25 protein-coding genes and 1 pseudogene are annotated in these 22775 nt (G+C 71.2%); 10 read left to right on the forward strand and 16 right to left on the reverse strand.

The features are described 5' to 3' along the window. Positions 1–117: 117 nt before the first annotated feature. From QE381_RS04855 to QE381_RS04895, 9 genes and pseudogenes are all read right to left on the reverse strand, one after another. Positions 118–864 carry a hypothetical protein gene (locus QE381_RS04855; RefSeq protein WP_307215970.1) on the reverse strand — a complete coding sequence of 249 codons (747 nt, stop codon included), beginning with the start codon at positions 862–864 and terminating at the stop codon, positions 118–120. Next, on the reverse strand, positions 810–1289 hold the full coding sequence (locus QE381_RS04860; RefSeq protein ID WP_307215971.1) for a hypothetical protein: 480 nt from the start codon (positions 1287–1289) through the stop codon (positions 810–812). Before QE381_RS04860 ends, QE381_RS04855 begins: the two co-directional genes overlap by 55 nt. Beyond that, positions 1289–1597 (reverse strand): hypothetical protein, encoded by a 309-nt coding sequence (locus QE381_RS04865; protein WP_307215972.1) that lies wholly within the window; start codon positions 1595–1597, stop codon positions 1289–1291. Before QE381_RS04865 ends, QE381_RS04860 begins: the two co-directional genes overlap by 1 nt. 471 nt (positions 1598–2068) lie before the next feature. Continuing rightward, a pseudogene (gene mutM / locus QE381_RS04870) lies at positions 2069–2975 on the reverse strand (bifunctional DNA-formamidopyrimidine glycosylase/DNA-(apurinic or apyrimidinic site) lyase). Further along, positions 2968–3657 carry a ribonuclease III gene (gene rnc, locus QE381_RS04875; protein WP_307215973.1) on the reverse strand — a complete coding sequence of 230 codons (690 nt, stop codon included), beginning with the start codon at positions 3655–3657 and terminating at the stop codon, positions 2968–2970. The pseudogene mutM and the gene rnc overlap by 8 nt, the downstream one beginning before the upstream one ends. Positions 3658–3667: 10 nt before the next feature. After that, positions 3668–3877 (reverse strand): 50S ribosomal protein L32, encoded by a 210-nt coding sequence (gene rpmF, locus QE381_RS04880; RefSeq protein WP_307215974.1) that lies wholly within the window; start codon positions 3875–3877, stop codon positions 3668–3670. 13 nt (positions 3878–3890) lie between these two features. Beyond that, the gene (locus QE381_RS04885; RefSeq protein ID WP_307215975.1) at positions 3891–4388 is read right to left on the reverse strand and encodes a DUF177 domain-containing protein; all 498 of its coding nucleotides are present in this window, start codon (positions 4386–4388) and stop codon (positions 3891–3893) included. Between the two features lie 84 nt (positions 4389–4472). Continuing rightward, on the reverse strand, positions 4473–4973 hold the full coding sequence (gene coaD / locus QE381_RS04890) for a pantetheine-phosphate adenylyltransferase (RefSeq protein WP_307215977.1): 501 nt from the start codon (positions 4971–4973) through the stop codon (positions 4473–4475). A gap of 27 nt (positions 4974–5000) precedes the next feature. Then, on the reverse strand, positions 5001–7229 hold the full coding sequence (locus QE381_RS04895) for an ATP-dependent DNA helicase RecG (RefSeq protein ID WP_307215979.1): 2229 nt from the start codon (positions 7227–7229) through the stop codon (positions 5001–5003). A 65-nt stretch (positions 7230–7294) separates the two neighbouring features. Between QE381_RS04895 and QE381_RS04900 the strand changes: the two genes are divergently transcribed. Continuing rightward, positions 7295–7870 carry a 1-acyl-sn-glycerol-3-phosphate acyltransferase gene (locus tag QE381_RS04900; RefSeq protein ID WP_307215981.1) on the forward strand — a complete coding sequence of 192 codons (576 nt, stop codon included), beginning with the start codon at positions 7295–7297 and terminating at the stop codon, positions 7868–7870. 6 nt (positions 7871–7876) lie between these two features. Here the strand turns inward: QE381_RS04900 and QE381_RS04905 are convergent, their stop codons facing one another. Together QE381_RS04905 and QE381_RS04910 are read right to left on the reverse strand one after the other, a co-directional pair. Next, positions 7877–8443: a ribonuclease H gene (locus QE381_RS04905; RefSeq protein ID WP_307215983.1), complete on the reverse strand. Its 567-nt coding sequence runs from the start codon at positions 8441–8443 to the stop codon at positions 7877–7879. Between the two features lie 125 nt (positions 8444–8568). After that, positions 8569–9138, reverse strand: a complete 570-nt coding sequence (locus QE381_RS04910) for a flavin reductase family protein (RefSeq protein ID WP_307215984.1) — start codon at positions 9136–9138, stop codon at positions 8569–8571. 151 nt (positions 9139–9289) lie between these two features. Here QE381_RS04910 and QE381_RS04915 point away from each other — a divergent pair, with 151 nt between their 5' ends. Genes QE381_RS04915 through QE381_RS04925 form a run of 3 tightly spaced genes read left to right on the forward strand, consistent with a single transcriptional unit; the run spans position 9290 to position 11512 of the window. Next, on the forward strand, positions 9290–9964 hold the full coding sequence (locus QE381_RS04915) for an LON peptidase substrate-binding domain-containing protein (protein WP_307215986.1): 675 nt from the start codon (positions 9290–9292) through the stop codon (positions 9962–9964). A gap of 9 nt (positions 9965–9973) precedes the next feature. Next, complete coding sequence (locus tag QE381_RS04920; protein ID WP_307215988.1) at positions 9974–10453, forward strand: hypothetical protein; 480 nt, start codon at positions 9974–9976, stop codon at positions 10451–10453. 6 nt (positions 10454–10459) lie between these two features. Beyond that, the gene (locus tag QE381_RS04925; protein WP_307215990.1) at positions 10460–11512 is read left to right on the forward strand and encodes an aromatic acid exporter family protein; all 1053 of its coding nucleotides are present in this window, start codon (positions 10460–10462) and stop codon (positions 11510–11512) included. Positions 11513–11527: 15 nt separating this feature from the next. On the opposite strand, the gene QE381_RS04930 is transcribed toward QE381_RS04925, so the two are convergent. From QE381_RS04930 to QE381_RS04945, 4 genes are all read right to left on the reverse strand, one after another. Further along, entirely contained in the window at positions 11528–11884 is a 357-nt protein-coding gene (locus QE381_RS04930; protein ID WP_307215992.1) for a TraR/DksA C4-type zinc finger protein, read from the reverse strand. Positions 11885–12071: 187 nt separating this feature from the next. Then, positions 12072–12665, reverse strand: coding sequence for a nucleoside deaminase (locus QE381_RS04935; protein WP_307215993.1), 594 nt, complete (start codon positions 12663–12665; stop codon positions 12072–12074). A gap of 43 nt (positions 12666–12708) precedes the next feature. Then, positions 12709–13335, reverse strand: coding sequence for a helix-turn-helix domain-containing protein (locus QE381_RS04940; RefSeq protein WP_307215994.1), 627 nt, complete (start codon positions 13333–13335; stop codon positions 12709–12711). A 74-nt stretch (positions 13336–13409) separates the two neighbouring features. Then, a complete protein-coding gene (locus QE381_RS04945) occupies positions 13410–14906 on the reverse strand; it encodes an APC family permease (RefSeq protein WP_307215996.1) in 1497 nt (498 codons plus the stop codon). A gap of 217 nt (positions 14907–15123) precedes the next feature. On the opposite strand from QE381_RS04945, the gene QE381_RS04950 reads away from it, so the two are divergent. Genes QE381_RS04950 through QE381_RS04965 form a run of 4 tightly spaced genes read left to right on the forward strand, consistent with a single transcriptional unit; the run spans position 15124 to position 20150 of the window. After that, positions 15124–16599: an APC family permease gene (locus QE381_RS04950; RefSeq protein ID WP_307215997.1), complete on the forward strand. Its 1476-nt coding sequence runs from the start codon at positions 15124–15126 to the stop codon at positions 16597–16599. Between the two features lie 37 nt (positions 16600–16636). Beyond that, positions 16637–18685, forward strand: a complete 2049-nt coding sequence (locus QE381_RS04955) for a primary-amine oxidase (RefSeq protein ID WP_307215998.1) — start codon at positions 16637–16639, stop codon at positions 18683–18685. Positions 18686–18689: 4 nt separating this feature from the next. Continuing rightward, the gene (locus QE381_RS04960) at positions 18690–19196 is read left to right on the forward strand and encodes a hypothetical protein (RefSeq protein ID WP_307215999.1); all 507 of its coding nucleotides are present in this window, start codon (positions 18690–18692) and stop codon (positions 19194–19196) included. Positions 19197–19226: 30 nt separating this feature from the next. After that, positions 19227–20150: a 5'-3' exonuclease gene (locus QE381_RS04965; protein ID WP_307216001.1), complete on the forward strand. Its 924-nt coding sequence runs from the start codon at positions 19227–19229 to the stop codon at positions 20148–20150. 9 nt (positions 20151–20159) lie between these two features. On the opposite strand, the gene trpD is transcribed toward QE381_RS04965, so the two are convergent. Beyond that, positions 20160–21221, reverse strand: a complete 1062-nt coding sequence (trpD, locus tag QE381_RS04970; protein WP_307216003.1) for an anthranilate phosphoribosyltransferase — start codon at positions 21219–21221, stop codon at positions 20160–20162. 129 nt (positions 21222–21350) lie between these two features. On the opposite strand from trpD, the gene QE381_RS04975 reads away from it, so the two are divergent. Then, positions 21351–21947: a heme-copper oxidase subunit III gene (locus QE381_RS04975; RefSeq protein WP_307216005.1), complete on the forward strand. Its 597-nt coding sequence runs from the start codon at positions 21351–21353 to the stop codon at positions 21945–21947. Between the two features lie 13 nt (positions 21948–21960). Next, entirely contained in the window at positions 21961–22761 is an 801-nt protein-coding gene (locus QE381_RS04980) for a c-type cytochrome (RefSeq protein WP_307216007.1), read from the forward strand. The last annotated feature ends 14 nt before the right edge of the window (positions 22762–22775 follow it).

Genomic DNA, 22775 nt, shown 5'->3' on the forward strand with positions numbered 1-22775 from the left:
CCTCAAGTCGGTACTGCATGTCTGCCCAGATGCTGACATCAGAGATGCCCGCGTAAGCCCCGTTGGTGTTTCCGTCAAACCCCAGGCCGTCCAGGATCGTCTCATCGTAGGCGCCGGTCACTTCGAATACGGCGCGACCGTCGACGTTGCGGAGGCGGAATGCGACCTCGCCCGGTACTCGGGGTGTCCACGCCGCGCGGCGATCACGAACCCGTCGTCGGTGATCTGCTGCACCTCGATGTTGCCGGCCGTCACGCCGGGGATGCCCATCCCGAACAACGATGTCTTTATCGTGTCGCCCACAGCGGGCAGCTGCATGTTGAGTTGCTCGTTGTCTCCCACTCGCGAAGGCAGGAAGACATGACCGAACTGCTGTCGTAGCATCTCGTTCAGTTGCTCGGTGGTCGTGTCGGTCGTGCCGAGATCGTACTCGTGCTGGTACCCCAGCGGGTGCGGGTCTTTGAAGCGCTGGTCAGAACCGGGGTACGGCACCGGCCCGGGGTTGTAGGTGTCCCCCATCGCCCCGCCCCCTGGCACGAGGCCGGGCACGCCTCCGAGGCCCGGAATGTCCCCCGGCGGGTGGTCCGCCAACAACTGTCCGATCAGGTTCTCGAGGTCCTGGTGGAAGGGGACGATCGCTCGATACAGGTCCGCCAGCAGTCGCACGAGCTCACGCAGGGCCTGAAGGACCCGGTCGATGTTCTCGACAACGTCGTCGATCACCTGGGCGCAGTTGTTCGCAAAGTCACGGATGGCACGGGTCTTCTCGTCGATCTCCCACGGCCAGCTTCCGAACAGAACGTCACCGATCACACCGGCCGCGGACGACAACAACTCAAACCCGCTGCACACGAGAGATCGCATGACCTCACGGCTCGCACGCACAGTTGAAGGGCCTGACTGACGACCTTCGACCAGTCCGCGATGGAGTGCGTGGCCGCCGCGAGGATCCGGAGCGAGCCTTCGACGACCGCAGCCGTGATCCCCTGGACGTGTCCCTGGATTTGAGCGAGCGTGTTCGTGAAGATCTGCGAGACGGCTTGTACGTCGCCCGCGTAGACCTCCCACGTGTGGGACGCGTGGTACAGTCCCGCGGGGTCACCGGTGACCCGCTCCAGCAGCTCCTCCAGCGGCTGAACGAACTGGGCGATCACCGAGGCGAAGCCGGCGAGGCCGTTCCCGCACCCGTCGCCGCCGGCACCGGGAGCGGGAAGACCGCTCAGCCAGTCCGACGACGCGAGGGATGCCGCGGCGGAATCCGCCTCAGGCAGGACGGCGATCGCGGACATCAGATGTCACCGCCGAGCTTTTGGAAGTCCGCCTGCGCGGCGTCATCGACGCGCTCGAACTCCGCCACGGCGGACTGAACTCCATCTGCGGTGCGCTGCGCACGATCGCCCACGAAGGACGATGCGCCCTCCATCAGGCCACCGAGCGCGTTGAACCCCGGTGGGATGAACGCCGCGATGGGGCCGAACGCCATCCCGGGGACGGCCGAACCGAGCTTGCCGCCAGCGGAACTCAGCGACTGCGCCGCCTGTGTCAGCGCTTGCCGCACGCGGTCGTATGCGTCGCTGTCTACTTCGATCTGCCCCATAGCCCCCCTCATCGCGGACCACACAGCCAACATCCTGGGGAGGGTAGCACCAGCCTCAGGGCCGATGCAGAACTTAACCGCTATGCCGCTCCCCTCTGCGGGGGCTTCTGCCGTGCAGGCTCGAGATGTGGAAATGCCCCTCTGATCGGGAGGGTCGTTCCTATGCTCCGCCGGGGTGAATGAACCACACCCGCCCGAGCTCCGGCCTCGAGCCATCGATCAGGTTGGTCATGGCGATCCCGTCAGCCAGAGCGCACATGACTTAGGAATCAGTGAGTCGCGTCTGCTGAACCAAACGAACGCGGCGCGGCCGACTTCAGCCGTAAGGCCGGCAACGCCGACGAGCACAAGGAACTTGTGGAGCTGCGGATCGGGCTCGCTGAGAACCTCTGCGCCCACAGCGTGAGACGTCGGGAAGGCCGATCGTCCGCCGAGGTCGATGAAGAATGCCCGTGGCGCGCATCACCACTGTCACCCTGCGGTCGCGCCGACCCGCTGGCAGCGCGGGCAGAAGTGCGATGACCTGTTCGTGAACGACACCCGCACGAGCGGCGTGCCGCAGCGGGCGCATGGCTTCCCGGTACGACCATAAGCATTCAGGGAGTGCGCGAAGTACCCGGCCTGGCCGTTGACATTGACGTACTGGGCGTCGAAGCTCGTGCCGCCTTCCGCCAGCGCCTTGTGCAGGACCGCGCGCACCTCGGCGAGCAGCCGGTTCACGGTACGCGTCGGCAGCGCGTTCGCCAGGGTCTCGGGATGGATGCGGGAGGCCACACAGTGCCTCGTCGGCATAGATGTTGCCGATTCCGCTGACGACCGTCTGGTCCAGGAGGACGCGCTTGATCTGGACGTGCTTGCGGGACAGTGCGGCACGGAAGACCGCGTCGTCGAAGGCCGGATCGAGCGGGTCGCGGGCGATGTGGGCCACCTGGCCCGGCACGAGCGGCTCGGGGGCACCGAGGCCGCCCGCTGCGCCGTCCACGGTCGGCACGAGGGGATCGATCGCGAGCGACCCGAAGGTCCGCTGATCGGCGAACACGACCGCGAGCTCACCGTGAATCGGGTGCGCGATGACGATCCGCACACGCTCGTGGCGTTCAGCGGGCGCGCCGGGCTCGCGAAGCAGGAGCTGCCCGCTCATCCCGAGGTGCCCGACGACCGCGTCCGGCTCGCCGTCGAGCGGAAGCCACAGGAACTTGCCGCGGCGGGCGGCGGCGCGGATCGTCCGGCCCGTGAGCCGCTCCTCGAAGTCGGCGGCGCCCGCCGGATGGCGAGTCAGCGCACGTGCGTCGCGCACCTCGACGCCCAGGACGTGGGCGCCCGTGACGGCGGGTTCGAGGCCGTGCCGGACGACCTCGACCTCGGGCAGCTCAGGCACGGCCGCTGAGGCGGTGCCACGCGTCGAGCGCGGCGGCCATCTCGGCCTGCTTCTTGCTCGTGCCGTCGCCGACGGTCTGGATGCCGCCGACCGTGACCGTGGCCCGGAAAGTCCGTGCGTGATCGGGTCCGTCGGCGGTCAGGCGGTAGGTCGGCGGCTGCGCGCCGAGCGACGCCGCCAGCTCCTGGAGACTCGTCTTGGGGTCGATCGCCGCGCCGTAGCGGTCCGGGTCGTCGAGCAGCGGCTCGACGAGCCGCAGGACGAGGGCGGTCGCCGCCTCCTGTCCGGCCGAGAGGAAGGTCGCCCCGATGAGGGCCTCCATAGTGTCGGCGAGGATCGAGTCCTTGTCGTCTCCGCCCGTCAGCTGCTCGCCACGTCCGAGCCGTACGAAGGAGCCGAGCCCGAGTCCGCGCGCCACCTCGGCCAGCGCCACGGTCGACACGACGCCGGCGCGGCGCTTGGCCAACTGCCCTTCCTCGAGCTCGGGATGCTGCAGGAACAGGTGCACGGTGACAGCCTGGCCCAGCACCGAGTCACCGAGGAACTCGAGGCGCTCGTTGTGCGGTCCCTGACCGTGCTCATACGCGTAGGAACGGTGTGTGAGCGCGAGCGACAGAAGCTCGGGGTCGATGTCGACCCCGAGCTTCTGCGTGAGTGCGGAAGCGTCCGCCACGTCCGTCATGGGACGCGGATCAGACGTCGGCGACCTTGCGGCCCTTGTACTCCAGGAACAGCTCGGTGCCCTGCGAGTCGGTCACGACCTTCGCCTGGTGCGGACGGCTGTAGACGACCTTGCCGTTCTCGACGGTCTTGACGAGCGTGGGGACTTCGGCCTTCCACTGCGCGCGGCGCGAGCGGGTGTTGGAGCGCGAAACCTTGCGCTTCGGGGGGTTACCTGCCATGGTCTTCTCTTTCCTACGAGGTCTGCGAGTTCTGCCCGGGCTGTCCCGGCTCTTCGGCCGGCTCCGAGGCGAACTCCGCCAGCGCAGCCCAGCGTGGATCGAGGGCTTCCGACGGTGTCGCTCCGGGGCTGTCGGCCAGACGCTCGCCCGTGGCGGGATCGAGCCCCGGGCAGTCGGGCCGGCAAACCGGCTGGAACGGAAGCGAGAGGACAGTCGCGTCCCTGACCAGAGTTTCAAGATCCACGTGGTCGTCTTGAACCTCGAAGTCGTTCGCTTCCTCCCCAGGATACGCGAAAAGCTCCTGGAACTCGACTTCGACCGGCTGACGGATGTCGGTGAGGCACCGACCGCAGATCCCGGTGTAGTCCGCATGCACCTCACCGGACGCGAGGATTCCCTCGTGGACGGACTCGAGCCGCACATCGACCTCGACCGGATCACCGGCCTCGACCGCGACGAGTCCCTCGCCCCACTTCTCTGCGAGCGCGACCTCGAACGACACCTCGCGCATCTCGCCCGGGCGGCGTTCGATGTCGCGGACGTTGACGCTGAAGGGTCCTGGACGGCGGTTTCTCACCCAGGGAGTCTAGCCGCGTCAGCGCGCGGCGTCGCCGGTGTCGAGGAATCGGGCCACCGGCCCCGGCACGTACGGCGACACGTCGCCGCCGAGGGCGGCGACCTGGCGCACGAGCGAGCTCGAGACCAGCGCGTGCGAGGGATCGGGCAGGAGGAACACGGTCTCGATGCCGGCCAGGTTCCGGTTGACGATCGCCATCGGCGTCTCGTACGCGACATCGACCTGCGAACGGATGCCCTTCACGAGCACCCCCGCGCCGACGTCGGACGCGTAGTCGACCAGCAGCCCGACGCTCCACGAGGCGACCGTGACGTTCCCGCCGTCCAGGCCGCTCTCCGCGATCGACTGCTCGAGCAGCGCGAGCCGCTGCGCGATGGGGAGCATCGCCTCTTTGCCCGGGTTGTGGACCACGACGACGTGGACCTCGTCGTACAGCCGAGCCGCACGCCCGATGACGTCGAGGTGTCCGAGGGTCGGCGGGTCGAAGGAGCCGGGGACGACGGCGATCCGATTGCTCACGCGTTCAGCCTAGCGGCGCACCCCGGGTCAGTTCTTCGCGAGCGCGGCACGGGTCTCCCCGTCCAGACGCCGTTCGATCGCGGCGGCCAGCCCCGGGTGGCCCGCGAGCGTCGGGTCCTCGGCGATGATCTCCTCGGCGACCTGGCGCGCCCAGCCGATCAGATCCGCGTCGGTCACCACGCGCAGGAGACGCAGCGACGAACGGGCGCCGGACTGCGCGGCTCCCAGCACATCTCCCTCGCCCCGCAGCTCGAGGTCGACCTCGGCCAGCGCGAAGCCGTCGAGGGTGGCGGCGACGGCGTCGACCCGGGCGCGGGCGGAGCTGCCCGGCGGCGCCTCCGTGACGAGCAGGCAGAGGCCCGGGACGCCGCCCCGCCCGACCCGGCCCCGGAGCTGGTGCAGCTGAGAGACCCCGAACCGGTCGGCGTCCAGCACGATCATGGTGGATGCGTTGGGCACGTCCACGCCGACCTCGATCACGGTCGTGGCCACGAGCACGTCGATCTCACCGGCGGCGAAGGACCGCATGATGCGATCCTTCTCGTCGGCCGGCATCTTGCCGTGCAGCACCTCGATGCGCGCCGAGCCCAGCCGCGGGTGGTTCGCGATCAGCCGTGCCACCTGCACGACGCCCCAGCGCGGCGCGGCCGGAGCGCCGACGTGCTCGGGCTGTGCGACCTCGGCGCCCGGCTCGTCCTCCCGTTCCCCCTGCTCGGCGTCGATCGCGGAGCAGACCACGAAGACCTGCCGCCCGCGGGCGACCTCTTCGGCGGCGCGGTCGAAGGCTCGGGCGAAGAGCTCGGGCCGCTCCGCCATCGGGACCACGTGGGACTCGATCCCGGCACGACCGGCGGGCATCGTGCGGATGACGGACACGTCCAGGTCGCCGAACACGGTCATCGCCACCGTCCGCGGGATCGGGGTCGCCGTCAGCACGAGCGCGTGCGGGCTCGTTCCCTTCTCGCGGAGCGCCTCGCGCTGCTCGACCCCGAACCGGTGCTGCTCGTCGACGACGACGAGGCCCAGATCCGCGAAGGTCGTCTTCTCCCCCAGGAGCGCGTGCGTGCCGACGACGATCAAGGCCTGTCCCGAGGCGACGCGCAGCGCCGCCCGCCGCCGGTCGGGCGCCGACATCTGGCCCGTGAGCAGCGTCGGCATGAGCTCGGGCGCGAGCTGGGGACCCAGCATCCGCGTGATGGAGCGCAGGTGCTGACCGGCCAGCACCTCGGTCGGCGCGATCAGCGCGCTCTGCCCGCCGCTCTGCGCGACCTGCAGCATCGCACGCAGCGCGACGAGCGTCTTGCCCGAGCCGACCTCGCCCTGCACGAGCCGGTTCATGGGCCACGTCCCGACGAGGTCTGCGGCGATGCTGTCGCCCACGACGCGCTGGTCGGGCGTGAGCGCGAACGGCAGCGCCTCGTCGAACCGCGCGAGCAGGCTGCCGGCCGGACGTGCCGTCGCGGCCAGCGCGCGGACCTGCTGGCGCTGCTGCAGCAGCGCCGTCTGCAGCACGAGGGCCTCGTGCCAGCGCAGCGTCTGCGTCGCGCTCGTGATGTCGGACTCGGAGTTCGGCCGGTGGATGCGGTCGATCGCCCGACGATACGGCAGGAGCACCTGACTCTCCCGCAGCGCACGCGGCAGCGGCTCGGGCAGATCGTCGAGCAGATCGAGGACGTGCGAGACGACGCGGGCGAACGCCCAGCTGGAGACGGTCGAGGTCGCCGGATAGATCGGGATCGGCTTGTCGGCGTAGGACTGCGCGCTGATCTCGGACGCGTCGAGGTCGATGAACGCGGAGCTCTGGTGCTCGACACCGAGGCTGCGGGAGCGCTCGGGAGCCTCGCCGGACCCGAACAGGACGTAGTCGGGGTGCGCGAACTGCAGACCGCCGCGGTACTCGCCGACCTTGCCGGAGAAGATGCCCCGACGCCCGGGGACGAGGTCTTTGGCCCGCCACGACTGGTTGAAGAAGGTGAGCTGCAGGTCGCCGTGGTCGTCCGTGATGACGACCTCGAGGATCGAGCCCCCGCGGCTGCGCATCTTCCGTTCGCGCACGTGCTTGACCTTGGCGACGATCGTGACCTGCTCGCCGACCACGAGCGAGTCGATCGGGGTGAGCTCGCCGCGCCGCGCGTAGCGACGCGGGTAGTGCGACAGCACGTCGGCGACCGTCCGCATCCCGAACGCACGCTTGAGGGCGCCCGCCGTCTTGCCGCCCACGACGCCGTCCAGCCGACTGTCCAGGGTCACGCTCACGCCCGAGAGTCTAGGCGGCGCTGCGGACACGGGGCGCTCACGGCCCCAGCCGCTAGCGTGACGGGATGATTCGTCGATCGATCGCACGCCTCTACTGGCGACTGAGCCGCTGGCGGCTGGTCACCGAGCCCGCGCCCGACCGCCCGACCGTGCTCATCGGCGCGCCGCACACCTCCAACTGGGACTTCGTGATCATGCTCGCGATCGCGTGGCGACTAGGCATCCCGGTGCGGTGGCTCGGCAAGAAGAGCCTGTTCCGCGGCTGGCGCGCTCCCATCATGCGGGCTCTGGGCGGGATCCCCGTCGACAGGGAGGACCCCGGACGCGTGGTGGCGGAGGTCGTCGCTCGCGTGCACGCCGGCGAGGTCTTCGGCCTCGTGGTGACGCCGGAGGGCACACGCGGGCGGGCGCCGTACTGGAAGTCCGGGTTCGCGCGCATCGCGGCGCAGACCGGGATGCCGGTGACCCTCGGCTACGTCGACCGCACCACGATGACGGCCGGGCTCGGCCCGACCATCACCCTCGGCGGGGACGTCGGAGCGGACATGGACCGCATCCGCGCCTTCTACGCAGACAAGGCCGGGGTGCGCCCGCAGTTCCGCACCGAGCCCCGGCTGCGCGAGGAGGACGACGCGGAGTGACGCGCCTCAGCCCCGCACGCGGTCGCCCGCGCCGCGCGGCGGATCGACCGAGACATCGAGCGGCTCGAGACCGCGCAACGACGTCCACACCATCCGCTCCCCCTTGGCCGCGTGCTGCGACGCGCGGACGGCGCGCTCGTCCGCCCAGCTGTTGAGGCGATGCCCGGCGTGTCCTCGCACGTGCTCGAGGACGACGTCCGGCAGCCCCGCGGCGCGGCGCGCATCACGGGCGGCGATCAGCTGCTCGAGGATGTCGCGGTTCGCGACCGGCTTCTTCGCGCTCGTCACCCAGCCGCGGCGACGGTGACCGTCCATCCACGACGAGTAGGTGTCGATCGCGTACTTCGAGTCGGCCTGGACGATGAGCTCGGGCACGTCCGCATGATCGGTGATCGCGTGGAGCAGGCCCAGCAGCTCACCGATGTTGTTGGTGCCCTGCGGGAGCGAGCCCGCGGCCCAGTGACCGTCCTCGCCCACCCACGCCCAGCCGGCCGGGCCCGGATTGCCCTTGCAGGCGCCGTCGGTGGCGACGACGTAGCGGTCGGACGGGGACGGGGTGTTCGCGGTCGGCACGCGTTCCAGTCTCCCAGGTCGGCGGCATCCGTTCGCCCTGCTCCCTGATCAGGACGTCTCGCCACAGCAGGCGCCGCGCAGGACAGATCGTCCTGAGACGGCGAGATGTCCTGATGCGACGCGGGTCAGCCGTCGGCGCGCGAGTGCTCGCCGAGGCGGTGCCAGGTGCGGTTGTGGTACACCAGCGCGTTTCCGTGCTCGCCCGGCTCGACGTCGCGCGCGATGTCGGACTGCAGCGCGTGCGCGGCGATGACGGTCGAGCCGCCCGCGTTCATCCGCTCCACGATCGCGCAGCGCACCCAGGCTCGCACCCCGTGGTACACCGGCTCGCCGGTGACGAGCCGGGACCAGGCCGTACGGTCGGCGAAACGGTCGACGCCGCTCGTGGAGGCCAGCTGCGCGATCGGCAGGTCGTCGGCATCCAGCAGGTGCACGACGACCGTCTCCGATGCGAGGATCGCCGGCGTCGCGGAGGAGAGCGCGGAGACGGAGAAGATGAGCAGCGGCGGCTCGACGCTCACGGACGACACGGACGTCGCGGTCAGCGCGACAGGGCCGTCCGGCCCCTCGGCGGTGATGACCGCGACACCGCCGGGGTGTCCGCGGAACAGCGCCTTGAACGCATCCGCGGAGAGCGACGCCCCGAGGGCGCGCTCGTGCTCGGGAAGGGAAGGGGCGGGCGACGGGCTGGTCATGGCACGACCGTACGGCTCGCCGCACCCGATCGCACGTGCGACCGAAACATGACGCAATGGACCATGGTGACCTCCTCCGGAGCAAACCGTCGCAGCCCGCTCGACTATTCCCGGTGATCCCGGCGGCCGGTCGGGATGGTTGACTGGGGCAATGGGACCGGTCGCGATGTTCCCCCTGAGCACGGTGCTGCTGCCGGCGATGCCGCTGCCGCTGCGGATCTTCGAGGAGCGCTACCGCATCCTCCTCGGGCGGCTCCTCGAAGAGGAGGAGCCCGAGTTCGGCGTCGTGCTCATCGCCCGCGGTGCCGAGGCCGGGGGCGGCGAGGTGCGACACGACATCGGCACGCTCGCCCGCATCGTGCGCGTGACGGCGGGAGAGAGCGACATCGGCCTGCTCACCACGGGCGGACGACGTATCCGCGTCACGGAGTGGCTCGCCGACGACCCCTACCCGCGCGCCATGGTCGAGACGCTTCCCGACCTCGAGTTCAAGGACGAGCTCGGTCCGCTCCTGCGCGAGGTCGACGGAACGGTGCGACGGGTGCTCGCCCGCGCCGCAGAGTACGCCGACACCCGGTGGGACGCCGGGATCGAGCTGAGCGACGAGCCCGTCGCCGCGGCCTGGCAGCTCGCCGGCATCGCGCCGCTCGGTTCGGTCGACCGCCTCGAGCTGCTGCACGCGACGACGCTCGGAGAGCTCCTGCGCCGGACCCTCGACCTCGTGATCGCGGCGGAGCCGGCCCTCACGGCGCCGCCCGCCCCGGACGAGGTCGACGCGGCCCTCGAAGACCTGCTGCGCGATGAATCGCCGCCCGGCGACGCGTAGGCTGGCGGGGTGTCCGTCCCCGACAGCGTCCGCTTCCGCGCGCCGCGCGGCCGCATCGTCGTGCTGCTGATCGCGTGCCTGCTGATCGGGGCGATGGGCGTCGTGATCGTGCTCTTGAACCTCGACAACCTCGTGAGCCTCCTCGTGGGCGCCGCGGCCATCGGGCTCTTCGGGCTCGGGGGCGGGTTCAGCCTCGTACGTCAGCTGCGGGCCACGACCCTGCGCGCCGACGCGGACGGCCTCCACGTCGGGCGCGTGGGCACGGCTCCGTGGGGCGACGTGGACCGGATCGGCACGACGGCCCGCGGCGAGCTGGGCGTCCGCCTCCGCCGTAGCGACGCGCTCCTGTCGGACGCGCCGCGCGACACGAACCGCGAGACCCTCCGGGAGACGCGGGCGACGAGCGGGTACGACCTCGTCTTCTCCGCCCACGACCTCGGCACGACCCCGTCCGAGGCGGCTGCCGCGCTGCGCCGCTTCCTCCCCTGAGTCCGGATGCGTAGCCTGGGCGGCGTGCAGGTCACGGCGGCGTTCCGCGCACCGAAGCGCTCGTCGCTGCTGCAGGTGGTCAAGTCGGCCGTCGCCACGGTCGCGGCCTGGCTCGTGGCCGGCTGGGTGGTGCAGGGACCGGTGCCGGTGTTCGCAGCGATCGCGGCGCTCCTGGTCGTGCAGCCGAGTCTCAATCAGTCGTTCGCACGCGCCATCGAGCGATCCGTCGGCGTCATCGCGGGCGTCGTCGTCGCCTCGCTGCTCGGGATCGCGTTCGGCAACGGGACCTGGGTGATCCTCACCGCGGCCGCCGCCGGTCTCCTTCTGGCATGGGCGGCGAGGATGACGCCGGGCACGGCGAACCAGATGGCCATCAGCGGCATCCTCGTGCTCGCGCTCGGACCGGCGACCCCCGGCTACGCGCTCGACCGGGTGCTCGAGACGCTGCTGGGAGCCGCCATCGGGTTCGTCGTCAATGTGGCGCTCGTCCCGCCCGTGGCCGTCGCGCCCGCCCGCGCCGCCGTGACGGCGCTCGGCGACGAGCTCGCGGCATCCTTCCGCCGGCTCGCCGACGGGCTCGAGACGCCCCGCAGCCGCGCCGACCTGGAAGAGCTCATGCTGCACGCGCGCCTCCTGCGTCCGATGCGCGACAAGGCCGCGGCGGCGCTGGAGACCGCTCAGGAGTCGCTCACGCTGAACCCGCGCGGCGGCACGCACCGAGCCGACCTCGCGGCCCAGCAGCGCCTGCTGGAGCTGTACACGCCGATGATCACGCAGCTGATCGGCATGACCCGGACCGTGTACGACGGCTACGCGCCCGACCTCGCCGAAGAGCCGAGCGTGCGAGCGATCGCCGAGCAGCTGCGGCGGGCCGCCCACGACGTCGAGCTGCTCGACCGCGTCGACGAGGGCTCGGTCCCCGACGAGCCGCCCGCGCTCACGACGCCGTTGCAGATCACACAGCCCTCGGCGACCCACTGGATCCTCGTCGGCTCGCTCCTGGAGGACCTCCACCGGATCCACCGCGGGCTCCAGGAGGGCGTCGACCGCACCGACTGAGCCGGCCGCCGCGGGTCAGCGCGAGCGGTCGGCGCAGGCGACGCAGCGGGTCGCCGCCGGCAGCGCGCGCAGCCGACCCTCGGGGATCTCGGCGCCGCACACCGCGCACACCCCGTACGAACCGGCGGCGAGCCGCTCGGCGGCGAGCGCGAGCTCCTCGATCTCGGCGACCGTCTGGCGACGCAGTCCCGCCAGCCGGGACCACTCCCCGCTCGTCGTCGCCCCCTCGGGGTCGTGCTCGTCGTCGGCGCCGGCCGCGTCCGACCGCGCGGCGCGCACGGCTGCCAGATCGGCCTCGATCCCCGCGAGGCGATCCGCCGCCATCCGACGCCGCTCGCCCACGATCGCCTCGAACTCCGTGGTGTCGATCATCGACGCATCCGCCGTCCCGCGCCCCTCGCGCTCACGCCCCCGTGACGACCGCCGTCACCGCCAGCGGCGGGAGGCCGCCGTTCCGGTCGGCCGTCGTGCCGAGGGCGACGAACGGGGCACGGGTCTTCACGAGATCAGTATCGCAGCGCGGGGGGCGCGCGGGGTCACGGTCGCGTGTCCGCGGTCCTCACTCGGCGACGCCGCGGGCGTTGTAGACGAGCGCGTCGCTGTCGCCGTAGGCGCGGAAGACCTCGACGGCCTCGTCGTGGCGTACGCCGGTGGTCACGCGGATGCCGCGGGCCTCGAACTGGGCGGCCCAGTCGTCCACGACGGGCCCCTCGTCGAATCCCGTGAGCTCCTCCAGCAGCGGCCCTTCGCCCGCGACGACGAGCGAGCGGACACCGCTCCACATCGTGGCGCCGTAGCACATGACGCACGGCCGCCAGTTGACGACCAGCTGCAGGTCCGCACCCTCGGCGCCGAGGTCCCAGCGGCCGAGGGCCGTCTGGGCGAGCCCCAGGGTCGTGACCTCGGCGTGCATCGAGGTGATGCCGGAGGCCAGGACGACGTTGACGCCGGCGGAGACCAGCTCGCCCGTGGCGGAGTCGACCACGATCGCGGCGAAGGGGCCACCGCTGCCCTCGCGCCAGTTGCGATCCGCGAGCTGGTTCACGAGGTCCATCCGATCCTCGAGCGTGGGCAGCACGGCGGGCAGGGTGTCGAGCTCGGGCACCAGCCAGGTGGGAAGGGAGGCGTGGATGTCTGTGGCAAGGGTGGTCATCCCCTCATCCTCTCCGACGTGTGTGTCGCCCCTGTTACGCCGCTCAGGTCAGCAGCGGCCCGAGTCGTTCCACGGCCGGACCGAGGACGGCGAGCACGGCGTCCGGCTCCTCGGCACGGTGGCGCGGTCCCGCGAACGCGACCGCCGCCGCGAGCGCCCCCGAGGCGTCGCGCACGGGCACCGCGACGCATCCCGGACCGTCGCCGTCGAGCCGGCGCACTGCCCCGTAACGGCGCAGGTCCTCCTCCGCCGCGGCCGCGAACGCGCCCGCGATCCCCAGCTCGACCAGCAGAAGCCGGCCGAGCGCCGAGCGGGCGGGTTCGCGGACCAGGCGCACCTCGTCCGTGAGCGGGAAGTCGGGATCGGCGTCGAGCACCGTCATGCGACCGTCGAGGTAACGCACCACGTGCACCGCGCCGCGCAGCGCGGACCGCGTCTCGTCGACGATCGAGCGGGCCGCCCTCGGCATCCGCTCGGGCACTGCGGCGGTCGCCAGCTGCACCACCTTGGCCCCCAGCGCGAACCCGGAGAGATCGGGGGTGCGGACGAGGTACTCGTCCTGCACCAGCAGGTTCAGGAGCCGGTAGGTCGTCGCCCGCGGCAGCCCGAGGGTCGCCGACACCTCCTTCGCCGTCGCGCCGGCGCCGAGGGACGCGACCGCCTCGAGCACCGTGAGCGCGCTGTGGATGGCACGCGGCTGCCGGGGCCGTCAACGCCGGGACGGTGCCGTCGGGCGCCGACGGATCACGCATTCCGTGGATCGACCTCCCGCGCGACGCCCCCGAGCACCTGTGCGGCGACGGGCTCGTCGTACGATCCCACGCGTCCGGTCCGGGCGCCACCGCGGCGCATCCACCACCGGATGCCGGCCGCCACGAGAGCCGCCAGCGCGAGCGCGACCCACACCGCGGCGCTGCCGCTCGCGGCGTCGACGCCGAAGAACGCGATGAGGGCCGCGGCCAGCGCGATCGCCGAGACCCAGGAGACGACCGCGGCCCCGGGGGTGAGCTCTCCGATCCGACGCAGGAACGCGGGGGCGGCGATGCACACCAGCACGTAGGCCGTGATGTAGCCGGCGGCGCCGACCGAGATCGTGAGGTGCATGACGGCGCGGACGTCCATCCCCGCGGCGAGCAACCCGATCGGCACCACCAGCACGACCGGCAGCGCGACCGCGAGCGCCCCGACCGGGGTCCCCCATCGCGGGTGGGTCCGTCCGATCCGGCGCGGCAGCACACCGTCGCGGGACATCGTGAACAGCACGCGCGAGAGCGCCGTCGTGGACCCGATCGCGCAGGCGAGGAAGGATGCCGCGATCCCCGCGTCGGCCAGCACCCCCCAGCCCGCGACGCCGTAGGCGCGCGTGAGGTCGTTGATCGGTGATGCGCTGGCGGCGAGGTCGAGCCCGATCGCGTCGAAGCCGGCCACCTGGGTGACGGCGGCGAGCAGGTAGAGCACGACCGACAGCACGACCGTCCACGCGATCGCCTTGGGCACCGTGCGCAGCGGCGAACGCGCCTCGACGCCGAGCGTGGCGGCGCTCTCGAAGCCCACGAACGCCGTCAGCGCGATGACGGAGCCCGCCGCGAGCGCCGCCGGCGAGACGTCGCGCGGCAGGAGGACCGTCACGTCGATCGGCCCCATCCGCACGAGCAGCGTCACCAGCAGCACCACGATCAGCGCGACCGAGACCGCTTCCACGACGAGCGCCACCCTGGCCGAGAGCCGGATGCCGCGCACCAGCACGAGCACCAGCAGCAGAGCCTCCACGGCGAGCACCGCGATGAGCGACGCGGTGCCGTGCAGCGCGGGCCAGAGATCGCCGAGGAGGATCGTCGTGTAGTACGCGCCGCCGAGCAGTGCGAACACGACGATCGCGCCGTAGCCGACCAGGATGGCCGCTCCCGCGGCGAGCGCGCCGCCGGTCCCGAGCCCGTGCGCGGTGTAGGTGTAGACCGCCCCGGCCGCGCCGAGGCGCCGGGCGAACTGCGAGACCGTGCGGGCGACGAGGAGGCTCAGCACGCCCGCGATCAGCACCGCGAACACGGTCGCCTGCGGCGAGACCCCCGCCACGAGCAGCACGACCGTGGTCGCGGCGGCGGAGGGCGCCACGGCGGAGACCGACTGCGCGAGGACGTCGAAGAAGCCCACGCTCCGGCGGTCGAGGCCGTGCAACGGCGATCGGGCGCCGAAGTCGCGGACGGGGGCGGGGCGGGATATGGCGCGTTCGAGAGCAGACATGCGGGTGGTCCTCCGTGGTGCTTCCTCGACGCTAGCCCGGTGCGGTTGCGCCCCCACGACATCCGTGTTTCACGTTCGCGACGCCCAAATGAGACAGGGCCCTCGCGGCGTCTCGTTTGCGATGGCGAAGCCTTCACCCCGACGGAACCGCGGGGCAATCACCCGGCGGGAGTCTCGAGAAAATGCACCGCCCACCCTCCGTCCCGAAGGAACCGGCATGACACGACTCGACTCGCCCGACCTCGCCGCCTCCTCCCCCCGCGCCCTGAAGGGCTCGCTGGGAGTGACCGCCATCGTCTTCATGGTGGTCGCCGCGGCCTCCCCCCTCACCGTCGTCGGGGGCGCGGCTCCGCTCGGCATCCTGCTGGGCAACGGGGTCGGCTTCCCCTCGCTCTACCTCATCAGCGCGGTCATCCTGCTGCTGTTCGCCGTGGGGCTGGCGGCGATGACGAGACATGTGCCGCGCCCCGGGGCGTTCTTCACGTATGTCGGCTACGGCCTGGGGCGCTCCTCCGGACTCGCCGCGGCCTGGATCGCCATGCTCACCTACACCACGATCCAGGTCTCGGTCTACGGCTACGTGGGCTACATCCTGGCGGTGACCGTGCAGTCGCTCGGCGGACCGGAGCTGCCGTGGTGGGCCTGCTCGCTCGTCGTCGTCGCCCTCGTCGGCGTGCTCGGCTACCGGCACATCGACCTGTCGAGCAGGGTCCTGGGCGTCCTGCTCGTGGCGGAGGTGGGCATCGTGCTGCTGCTGGTCGCGGTCGTCGCCGTCCGCGGCGGAGCCGAGGGGCTCTCGCTCGCCCCCTTCGAGCCCGCCAACGTCGTCAGCGGCTCCCCCGGCGTCGGCCTCATGCTCGCGATCGCCGCGTTCATCGGCTTCGAGGCGACCGCGATCTTCCGCGACGAGGCGCGCGACCCCGACCGCACGATCCCCCGCGCCACCTACGGCGCGGTCATCGGCATCGGCATCTTCTACACGCTGGCGTCGTGGGGTCTGGTCATGGCCTGGGGGCCGGGCGGCATCCTGGCCGCGGCCGCGGAGGACCCCGGCACGCTCATCCTGCGCACGGTGTCGCAGTACCTCGGGATCGCGGGCGAGATCACGGTGAACGTGCTGCTGATCACCTCGATGTTCGCCTGCGTGCTGTCCTTCCACAACGTGATCACGCGCTATCAGCACTCCATGGCCAACGCCGGTGTGCTGCCGGAGCGGGTCGGCGCGGTGCACCACCGTCACCTCTCCCCCCACGTGTCCTCCCTCGTGCAGACGGCGACCTCCGTCGTGCTGGTCGTGGTCTTCGCGATCCTGCAGCTGGACCCCGTGCTGCAGGTGTTCACGTGGTTCGCCGGCGTCGCGACGCTCGCGATCGCGTTGCTGATGGCCGCCACCTCCGTGGCCGTGATCCTGTACTTCGCCCGGACGAAGAAGGACCGCCGGGTGTGGAACACCGTGATCGCCCCGCTGCTGGGCGCGATCGGCCTCGTGCTCTCGTCGGCCCTGATCGTCGGCTACTTCCCGGTGCTCGTGGGCGACACGGATGCGACGGGCGCCCCGGCGTTCGGCGGCGTGAGCTGGTTCCTCCTGGGCCTCGTCGTGGTGTTCCCGCTCATCGGATACGCCCAGGCCGCATGGATCCGCGCACGGCGTCCGGCGGCCTACGCCAAGCTCACCGACGCCATCGCCGGCTGACCCCCTTCCCCCGCAGGACCCTGAAAGAGAGACACGAATGAGCATCACCGAGACCGTTCCCGCCGCCTTCTCGGCTCCGCCCGCCCCGTCCCACCCGCTCTCGAGCCTAACGGCCGACGAGATCCGCGCCGTGCGCGCCGTCGTCCTCGCCCTGCCCGAGACGACCGAGACCGTGCGGTTCGCCTACGTCGGGCTGGAGGAGCCGACGAAGGACGAGGTGCGCGCCTGGCAGGCCGGGGGCCCGCTCCCGGAGCGGCGGGCCCGCGTGCAGCTGCTCGACATGCGCACCACCGCCTCGACCGATCTCGTCGTCTCGATCACGACCGGCGCGGTCGTGTCGGCCGCCGTGCTCGACGGCACAGCGGGTCAGCTGCCGATCCTCGACGCCGAGTTCGAGGAGGTCGCCGTGATCGCCAACGCGAGCCCGGAGTGGGTCGCGGCGCTCGCCGCGCGCGGGCTCACGGTCGCCGATGTCGTGCTGGTTCCGCTCTCGGCGGGCCACTACGGGTTCCCGGCAGAGTCGGGACGTCGCATCCTCCGCACGTTCGCCTTCCGTCAGGACCACCCGAAGGACCACCCGTGGGCGCACCCGATCGACGGCCTCACGGCCTACATCGACGTCGCCGACCGTCGCGTGATCGAGATCATCGACACCCCCGGGTTCGACATCCCGGCCACGAGCGGCAACTTCGACGACCCCGAGCTGCAGGGCCCGCCGCTCGAGGGGCTCAAGCCGATCGTGATCACCCAGCCGGAGGGCGCGAGCTTCACGGTCGAGGACGAGCACGTGCGATGGGGCGAGTGGGATCTGCGGATCGGCTTCGACACCCGTGAGGGCTTGATCCTGCGCCAGCTGTCCTTCGCCGGGCGTCCGGTCATGTACCGCGGCTCGATCAGCGAGATGGTCGTGCCCTACGCCGATCCGCAGCCCAACCGGTTCTGGCAGAACTACTTCGACACGGGCGAGTACCTCTTCGGCCGCTACACCAACGAGCTCGAGCTGGGCTGCGACTGCGTGGGCGAGATCACCTACCTCGACGTGGTGCTCGCCGACGAGCTGGGCATGCCCCGCACGGTCCGCAACGGCGTGTGCATGCACGAGGAGGACTTCGGCTCGCTGTGGAAGCACTCCGACATCTTCACGGGATCGAGCGAGGTGCGTCGCCAGCGGCGGCTCGTCATCTCCTTCTTCACGACGGTCGGCAACTACGACTACGGCTTCTTCTGGTACCTGTACCTGGACGGCACGATCGAGTGCGAGGCCAAGCTCACCGGCATCCTGTTCACCTCGGCGTACCCGGGGACGGATGCCGACGGCGCACCGTATCCGTTCGCCTCCGAGGTGGCGCCGGGCCTGGGCGCGCCGTATCACCAGCACCTGTTCTCGGCGCGTCTGGACATGACCGTCGACGGCACGGCGAACGTCGTGAACGAGATCGACGCCGTCCGGGTCCCGGTCTCGGCCGGCAATCCCTATGGGAACGCGTTCACGAAGCAGGTCACGCCCATCGAGAGCGAGGCCGTCTCCGGCCGCCTCGCCGACGGCAGCGTGAACCGCGTGTGGCAGATCGCATCGACGGAGAAGACGACCTCGATGGGGCAGCCGACCTCCTACGTGCTCTTCCCCGAGGGCCACCCGGTGCTCCTCGCGGACGACGACTCGTCGATCGCGAGCCGAGCGGCGTTCGCCACGAAGAACCTCTTCGTCACGAAGTACGACCCGGCCGAGCGCTACGCCGCGGGCGACTTCGTCAACCAGCACCCGGGCGGAGCCGGCATCCCGGCCTTCATCGCGGGCGACGAGCCGCTCGTGGGCGAGGACGTCGTGCTGTGGCACACCTTCGGGCTCACCCACTTCCCGCGCAACGAGGACTGGCCGGTCATGCCGATGGACTACGCGAAGTTCACGCTCAAGCCGTACAACTTCTTCGAGCGCAATCCCACGCTGAACGTGCCGCCGCCCGCCGCGGACCACTGCGCCCCGGGGCATGCGCGCGGTGCGCACGACCACGCTGCACACGAGCACGAGCACGGGCACGGGCACGGGCACGGGCACGGGCACGGTGCGCACGGGCACCACCACTGAGACGATGACCGAGATCCTCCATGCGTGGGCGCTCGCGCCCGCCGCGGCCGGCGCCTGCTGTCTGGCGGCCGACCGGCGGCGGGTGCGGGCACCCGAGCTCGCCGCATCCGCCCTCATGCTGCTCGCGATGGCGGACGCGGCGCTGACGGGCCTCGTCGCCGCCGTCTACTGGGCGGGGATGCTGCTGCTGGCTGCCATGACGCTCGCGGCGCTGCGCCGCGACCGCCGCGGGCTCGAGCGCCACCCCGGAGAGCGCACGATGACGCTGCACACCACGACCGGGCTGGTGACGACAGCGGCGCTCATGCTCGTGGGCGGACACCACCCGGGCGCGGGCGGCCACGTGCACGGGGTGTCGGTCGCGACGCTGGCCGCGGCCGTCCTGGCGGCATGCGCCGGCTACGCCGTGTGGTCGGCCGTGAGCGCCCTGCGCACCAGGGCGACTCTGGAACGTGCCCAGTACGCGGCCATGGGCGCGTCGATCCTGCTCATGGCGGCAGCGACCCTCTGACCGCCGGCAGCACCGTGCGAGGATGAGCGCGTGACGCAACGCCTCATGCTGCTCGACACCGCGTCCCTGTACTTCCGCGCCTTCTACGGCGTGCCGGAGTCCGTCACGGCACCGGACGGCACCCCCGTCAACGCCGTGCGCGGAATGCTGGACTTCGTCGCCAAGCTGGTGTCGACCTATCGGCCCACGCATGTCGTCGCCTGCTGGGACGACGACTGGCGTCCGCAGTGGCGCGTGGACCTCATCCCCTCCTACAAGACGCACCGCGTCGTCGAGGTCGTCGCCTCCGGCCCCGACGTCGAGGAGGTGCCCGACCCGCTCGAACGCCAGGTGCCGCTGATCCGCGAGTCGCTGGGACTGCTCGGCATCCCCGTCGTGGGCGTCGCGGAGCACGAGGCGGACGACGTGATCGGAACGCTCGCGACCGATGCCGGCATGCCGGTGGACGTCGTGACGGGCGACCGCGACCTGTTCCAGCTCGTCGACGACGAGGCGGCCGTCCGCGTCGTCTACACGGCCCGGGGCATGAGCAACCTCGAGGTCGTCACCGCCGGCACCGTCCTCGCGAAGTACGGCGTCCGCGCCGATCAGTACGCCGACTTCGCCGCCCTGCGCGGCGACCCCTCCGACGGCCTGCCCGGTGTGCCCGGGGTCGGCGAGAAGACCGCGGCGACGCTGCTGGCCGCGCACGGGGACCTCGCCGGCGTCCAGCGCGCGGCGTCCGCGGGCGAGGGGATGTCGGCCGGCGTGCGCGCGAAGGTCCTCGCGGCCGCCGACTACCTCGCCGTCGCACCCCGGGTCGTGCGCGTCGCCCGTGATCTGCCCGTCCACGTCCCGGCCGACGGGCTCCGCCCGGTGGACCCGGCCTCGTCGCACGCCTTCACCGAGCGGTGGGGCGTCGCGACCTCGTTCGCCCGCGCGACCGCCGCGATCGATGCCGCGACCGAGCACTGAGGACACGGCTCAGGCGGAGAGCTCCTGCGTCGTCGTGACCCACTGCTCGAGCTTCGCGGCGGCGCTTCCCGAATCGATCGCGGCCGCGGCGGCATCCATCCCCTCCGCCAGGCGCTCCAGGATCGGACGCTGGGCCTGCGCCGGATCGCGGAACAGCCGGTAGGAGACGATCCCGGCGGCCGTGTTCAACAGCACGATGTCCCGCACCGGTCCCGGCTCGCCCGCGAGGACCCGACGCACGACCCCGGCGTTGTGCGCGGGCTCGCCCCCGATCAGGTCGTCGATGCGGGCGAGCGGGAGGCCCAGATCGCGCGGGTCGATGTCGTGCTCGTGGATGTCGCCGAGCGAGACCTCCCAGACACGGCTGTGGCCGGTCGTCGTCATCTCGTCCAGACCGTCGTCGCCGCGGAACACGAGCGCGGTCGCGCCCCGCGTGCGGAAGACGCCCGTGATGAGCGGCACGCGGTCGAGCTGCGCGACGCCGACGGCGTTGGCCTCGGCGCGCGCCGGGTTGCACAGCGGACCGAGGAAGTTGAACACGGTCGGCACCCCGAGCTCGGCCCGGGTCGCCGCGGCGTGACGGAACCCCGGGTGGAACGCCGATGCGAACGCGAAGGTGATGCCGGTGCGGGCGAGCGTCTCGGCGACGGCGTCGGGCGACAGCGCCAGCTCGATGCCCAGCTCCCGCAGGACGTCCGAGGACCCGGAGGACGAGCTCGCGGCCTTGTTGCCGTGCTTGACGACCGGGACGCCGGCGGACGCGGCCACGATGGCCGACATCGACGAGATGTTGACGGTCCCGAAGCGGTCGCCACCGGTTCCCACGATGTCGAGCACGTCCGCCGTGACCGGCAGCGGCAGCGCCGCCTCGAGGATCGCGTCGCGGAAGCCGACGATCTCGTCGACGGTCTCCCCCTTCGCGCGCAGGGCCACCAGGAAGCCGGCCAGCTGGGAGGGCGTCGCGTCGCCCGCCATGACCTGACGCATCGCCCACGTCGACGCCGACACGCTGAGGTCGTCTCCGCCCAGCAGATCGGTGAGAATCGACGGCCAGCTGTGCAGATCCACCATGAGCACGATCCTATCGATCCGGCCCTCACGGGCGCTCCGCAGACCTCGCACGGTTCCCGGATGCAAGAAGCACAGGCAACTATCAGCCATAATGAATGTGTGACGAGCCCAGCGACGTATCCCCAAGCCATGCGCACGGTGAAGCGACCGGATCCGGTCGCGGTCGGCACGATCGTCTGGCTCGGCAGTGAAGTCATGTTCTTCGCCGGCCTGTTCGCGATCTACTTCACGCTGCGCAGCACCTCGCCGGAGTTGTGGGCCGAGCAGTCGGCCAAGCTCAACGTGCCGTTCGCGACGGTGAACACGATCATCCTCGTGCTCTCGAGCATCACCTGCCAGATGGGTGTGTTCGCCGCCGAGCGCTTCCAGCCGTACCGCACCGGGCGCAGCCCGCTGAAGTGGGGCATGACCGGCTGGTTCTTCCTCACCTTCGCTCTCGGAGCCGTCTTCGTCACCGGCCAGGTCTGGGAGTACGCCTCGCTCGTCGCCGAGGGCATGCCCATCAGCGCGAACTCGTACGCCTCCGCGTTCTACCTGACCACCGGCTTCCACGCCCTCCACGTCACGGGCGGACTCGTCGCCTTCACCCTCGTCATCGGGCGCGCCTTCGCGGTCAAGAACTTCGGCCGCAAGGAGATGACGACCTCGATCGTGGTGTCGTACTACTGGCACTTCGTCGACGTCGTCTGGATCGCCCTGTTCCTCGTCATCTACTTCCTGCGTTAGGACCGGATTCCCCATGGCACGTCATTCCTCGCGTACGCGATCCGGTCGCCGCAGCCCGCTCGCCGCCGCCGCCCTCATCGGCATCGGTCTGCTCATCACGGGCGGCATCTACGCCGGCGCCACGGCCGCGATGGCCGCGACCAACGAGACCCCGACCGCCTCGACCCTCACGGTCGAGGACGGCCAGAAGCTCTTCCAGGCCAACTGCGCCACCTGTCACGGCCTCGACCTCCAGGGAACCCAGAACGGCCCCTCGCTGTATGGCGTCGGCGAGCTCTCGGTCCACTTCCAGGTCTCGACCGGCCGGATGCCGCTGCAGGCCCAGTCGCCGCAGGCCCCGCAGAAGCCGGTCCAGTTCACGGACGACCAGATCCAGGCCATCGCCGCCTACGTCCAGTCCGTGGCCCCCGGCCCGACCTACCCGGACGCCGAGATCACCGACGGCAAGGGCGATGTGGCCGCGGGCGCCGAGCTCTTCCGCATCAACTGCGCCATGTGCCACAACGTCGCCGGCGCGGGCGGTGCGCTCACGGAGGGCAAGTACGCCCCGAACCTGCACACCACGACGGCGCTGAACATGTACGCCGCCATGGTCACGGGCCCGCAGAACATGCCGGTGTTCAACAACATGAACCTGACGCCGGAGGACAAGCGCGACATCATCTCGGCGCTGCTGTGGATGCAGCAGAACGAGTCGCCCGGCGGGTACTCGCTCGGCTCCCTGGGTCCCGTGTCGGAGGGCCTGTTCATCTGGATCTTCGGTATCGGAACGCTGATCGCCATCACGGTGTGGATCACCGCGAAGTCGAACTGACCGATACCCGACGC

The sequence above is a fragment of the Microbacterium sp. SORGH_AS_0888 genome (assembly GCF_030818905.1).
GTDB lineage: Bacteria > Actinomycetota > Actinomycetes > Actinomycetales > Microbacteriaceae > Microbacterium.

Bases quoted from the DNA above. Each gene is read 5' to 3' on its own strand.
- QE381_RS04865 (WP_307215972.1), bottom strand. From the start codon at position 1,597: ATGGGGCAGATCGAAGTAGACAGCGACGCATACGACCGCGTGCGGCAA.
- QE381_RS04935 (WP_307215993.1), bottom strand. From the start codon at position 12,665: ATGACCACCCTTGCCACAGACATCCACGCCTCCCTTCCCACCTGGCTG.
- trpD (WP_307216003.1), bottom strand. From the start codon at position 21,221: ATGGTGGATCTGCACAGCTGGCCGTCGATTCTCACCGATCTGCTGGGC.
- QE381_RS04975 (WP_307216005.1), top strand. From the start codon at position 21,351: ATGCGCACGGTGAAGCGACCGGATCCGGTCGCGGTCGGCACGATCGTC.
- rnc (WP_307215973.1), bottom strand. From the start codon at position 3,657: ATGACGGACGTGGCGGACGCTTCCGCACTCACGCAGAAGCTCGGGGTC.
- QE381_RS04855 (WP_307215970.1), bottom strand. From the start codon at position 864: ATGCGATCTCTCGTGTGCAGCGGGTTTGAGTTGTTGTCGTCCGCGGCC.
- QE381_RS04910 (WP_307215984.1), bottom strand. From the start codon at position 9,138: ATGACCAGCCCGTCGCCCGCCCCTTCCCTTCCCGAGCACGAGCGCGCC.
- QE381_RS04925 (WP_307215990.1), top strand. From the start codon at position 10,460: ATGCGTAGCCTGGGCGGCGTGCAGGTCACGGCGGCGTTCCGCGCACCG.
- QE381_RS04915 (WP_307215986.1), top strand. From the start codon at position 9,290: ATGGGACCGGTCGCGATGTTCCCCCTGAGCACGGTGCTGCTGCCGGCG.
- QE381_RS04955 (WP_307215998.1), top strand. From the start codon at position 16,637: ATGAGCATCACCGAGACCGTTCCCGCCGCCTTCTCGGCTCCGCCCGCC.
- QE381_RS04980 (WP_307216007.1), top strand. From the start codon at position 21,961: ATGGCACGTCATTCCTCGCGTACGCGATCCGGTCGCCGCAGCCCGCTC.
- QE381_RS04900 (WP_307215981.1), top strand. From the start codon at position 7,295: ATGATTCGTCGATCGATCGCACGCCTCTACTGGCGACTGAGCCGCTGG.
- QE381_RS04945 (WP_307215996.1), bottom strand. From the start codon at position 14,906: ATGTCTGCTCTCGAACGCGCCATATCCCGCCCCGCCCCCGTCCGCGAC.
- QE381_RS04885 (WP_307215975.1), bottom strand. From the start codon at position 4,388: ATGCGCGAGGTGTCGTTCGAGGTCGCGCTCGCAGAGAAGTGGGGCGAG.
- QE381_RS04950 (WP_307215997.1), top strand. From the start codon at position 15,124: ATGACACGACTCGACTCGCCCGACCTCGCCGCCTCCTCCCCCCGCGCC.
- QE381_RS04960 (WP_307215999.1), top strand. From the start codon at position 18,690: ATGACCGAGATCCTCCATGCGTGGGCGCTCGCGCCCGCCGCGGCCGGC.
- QE381_RS04860 (WP_307215971.1), bottom strand. From the start codon at position 1,289: ATGTCCGCGATCGCCGTCCTGCCTGAGGCGGATTCCGCCGCGGCATCC.
- QE381_RS04930 (WP_307215992.1), bottom strand. From the start codon at position 11,884: ATGATCGACACCACGGAGTTCGAGGCGATCGTGGGCGAGCGGCGTCGG.
- rpmF (WP_307215974.1), bottom strand. From the start codon at position 3,877: ATGGCAGGTAACCCCCCGAAGCGCAAGGTTTCGCGCTCCAACACCCGC.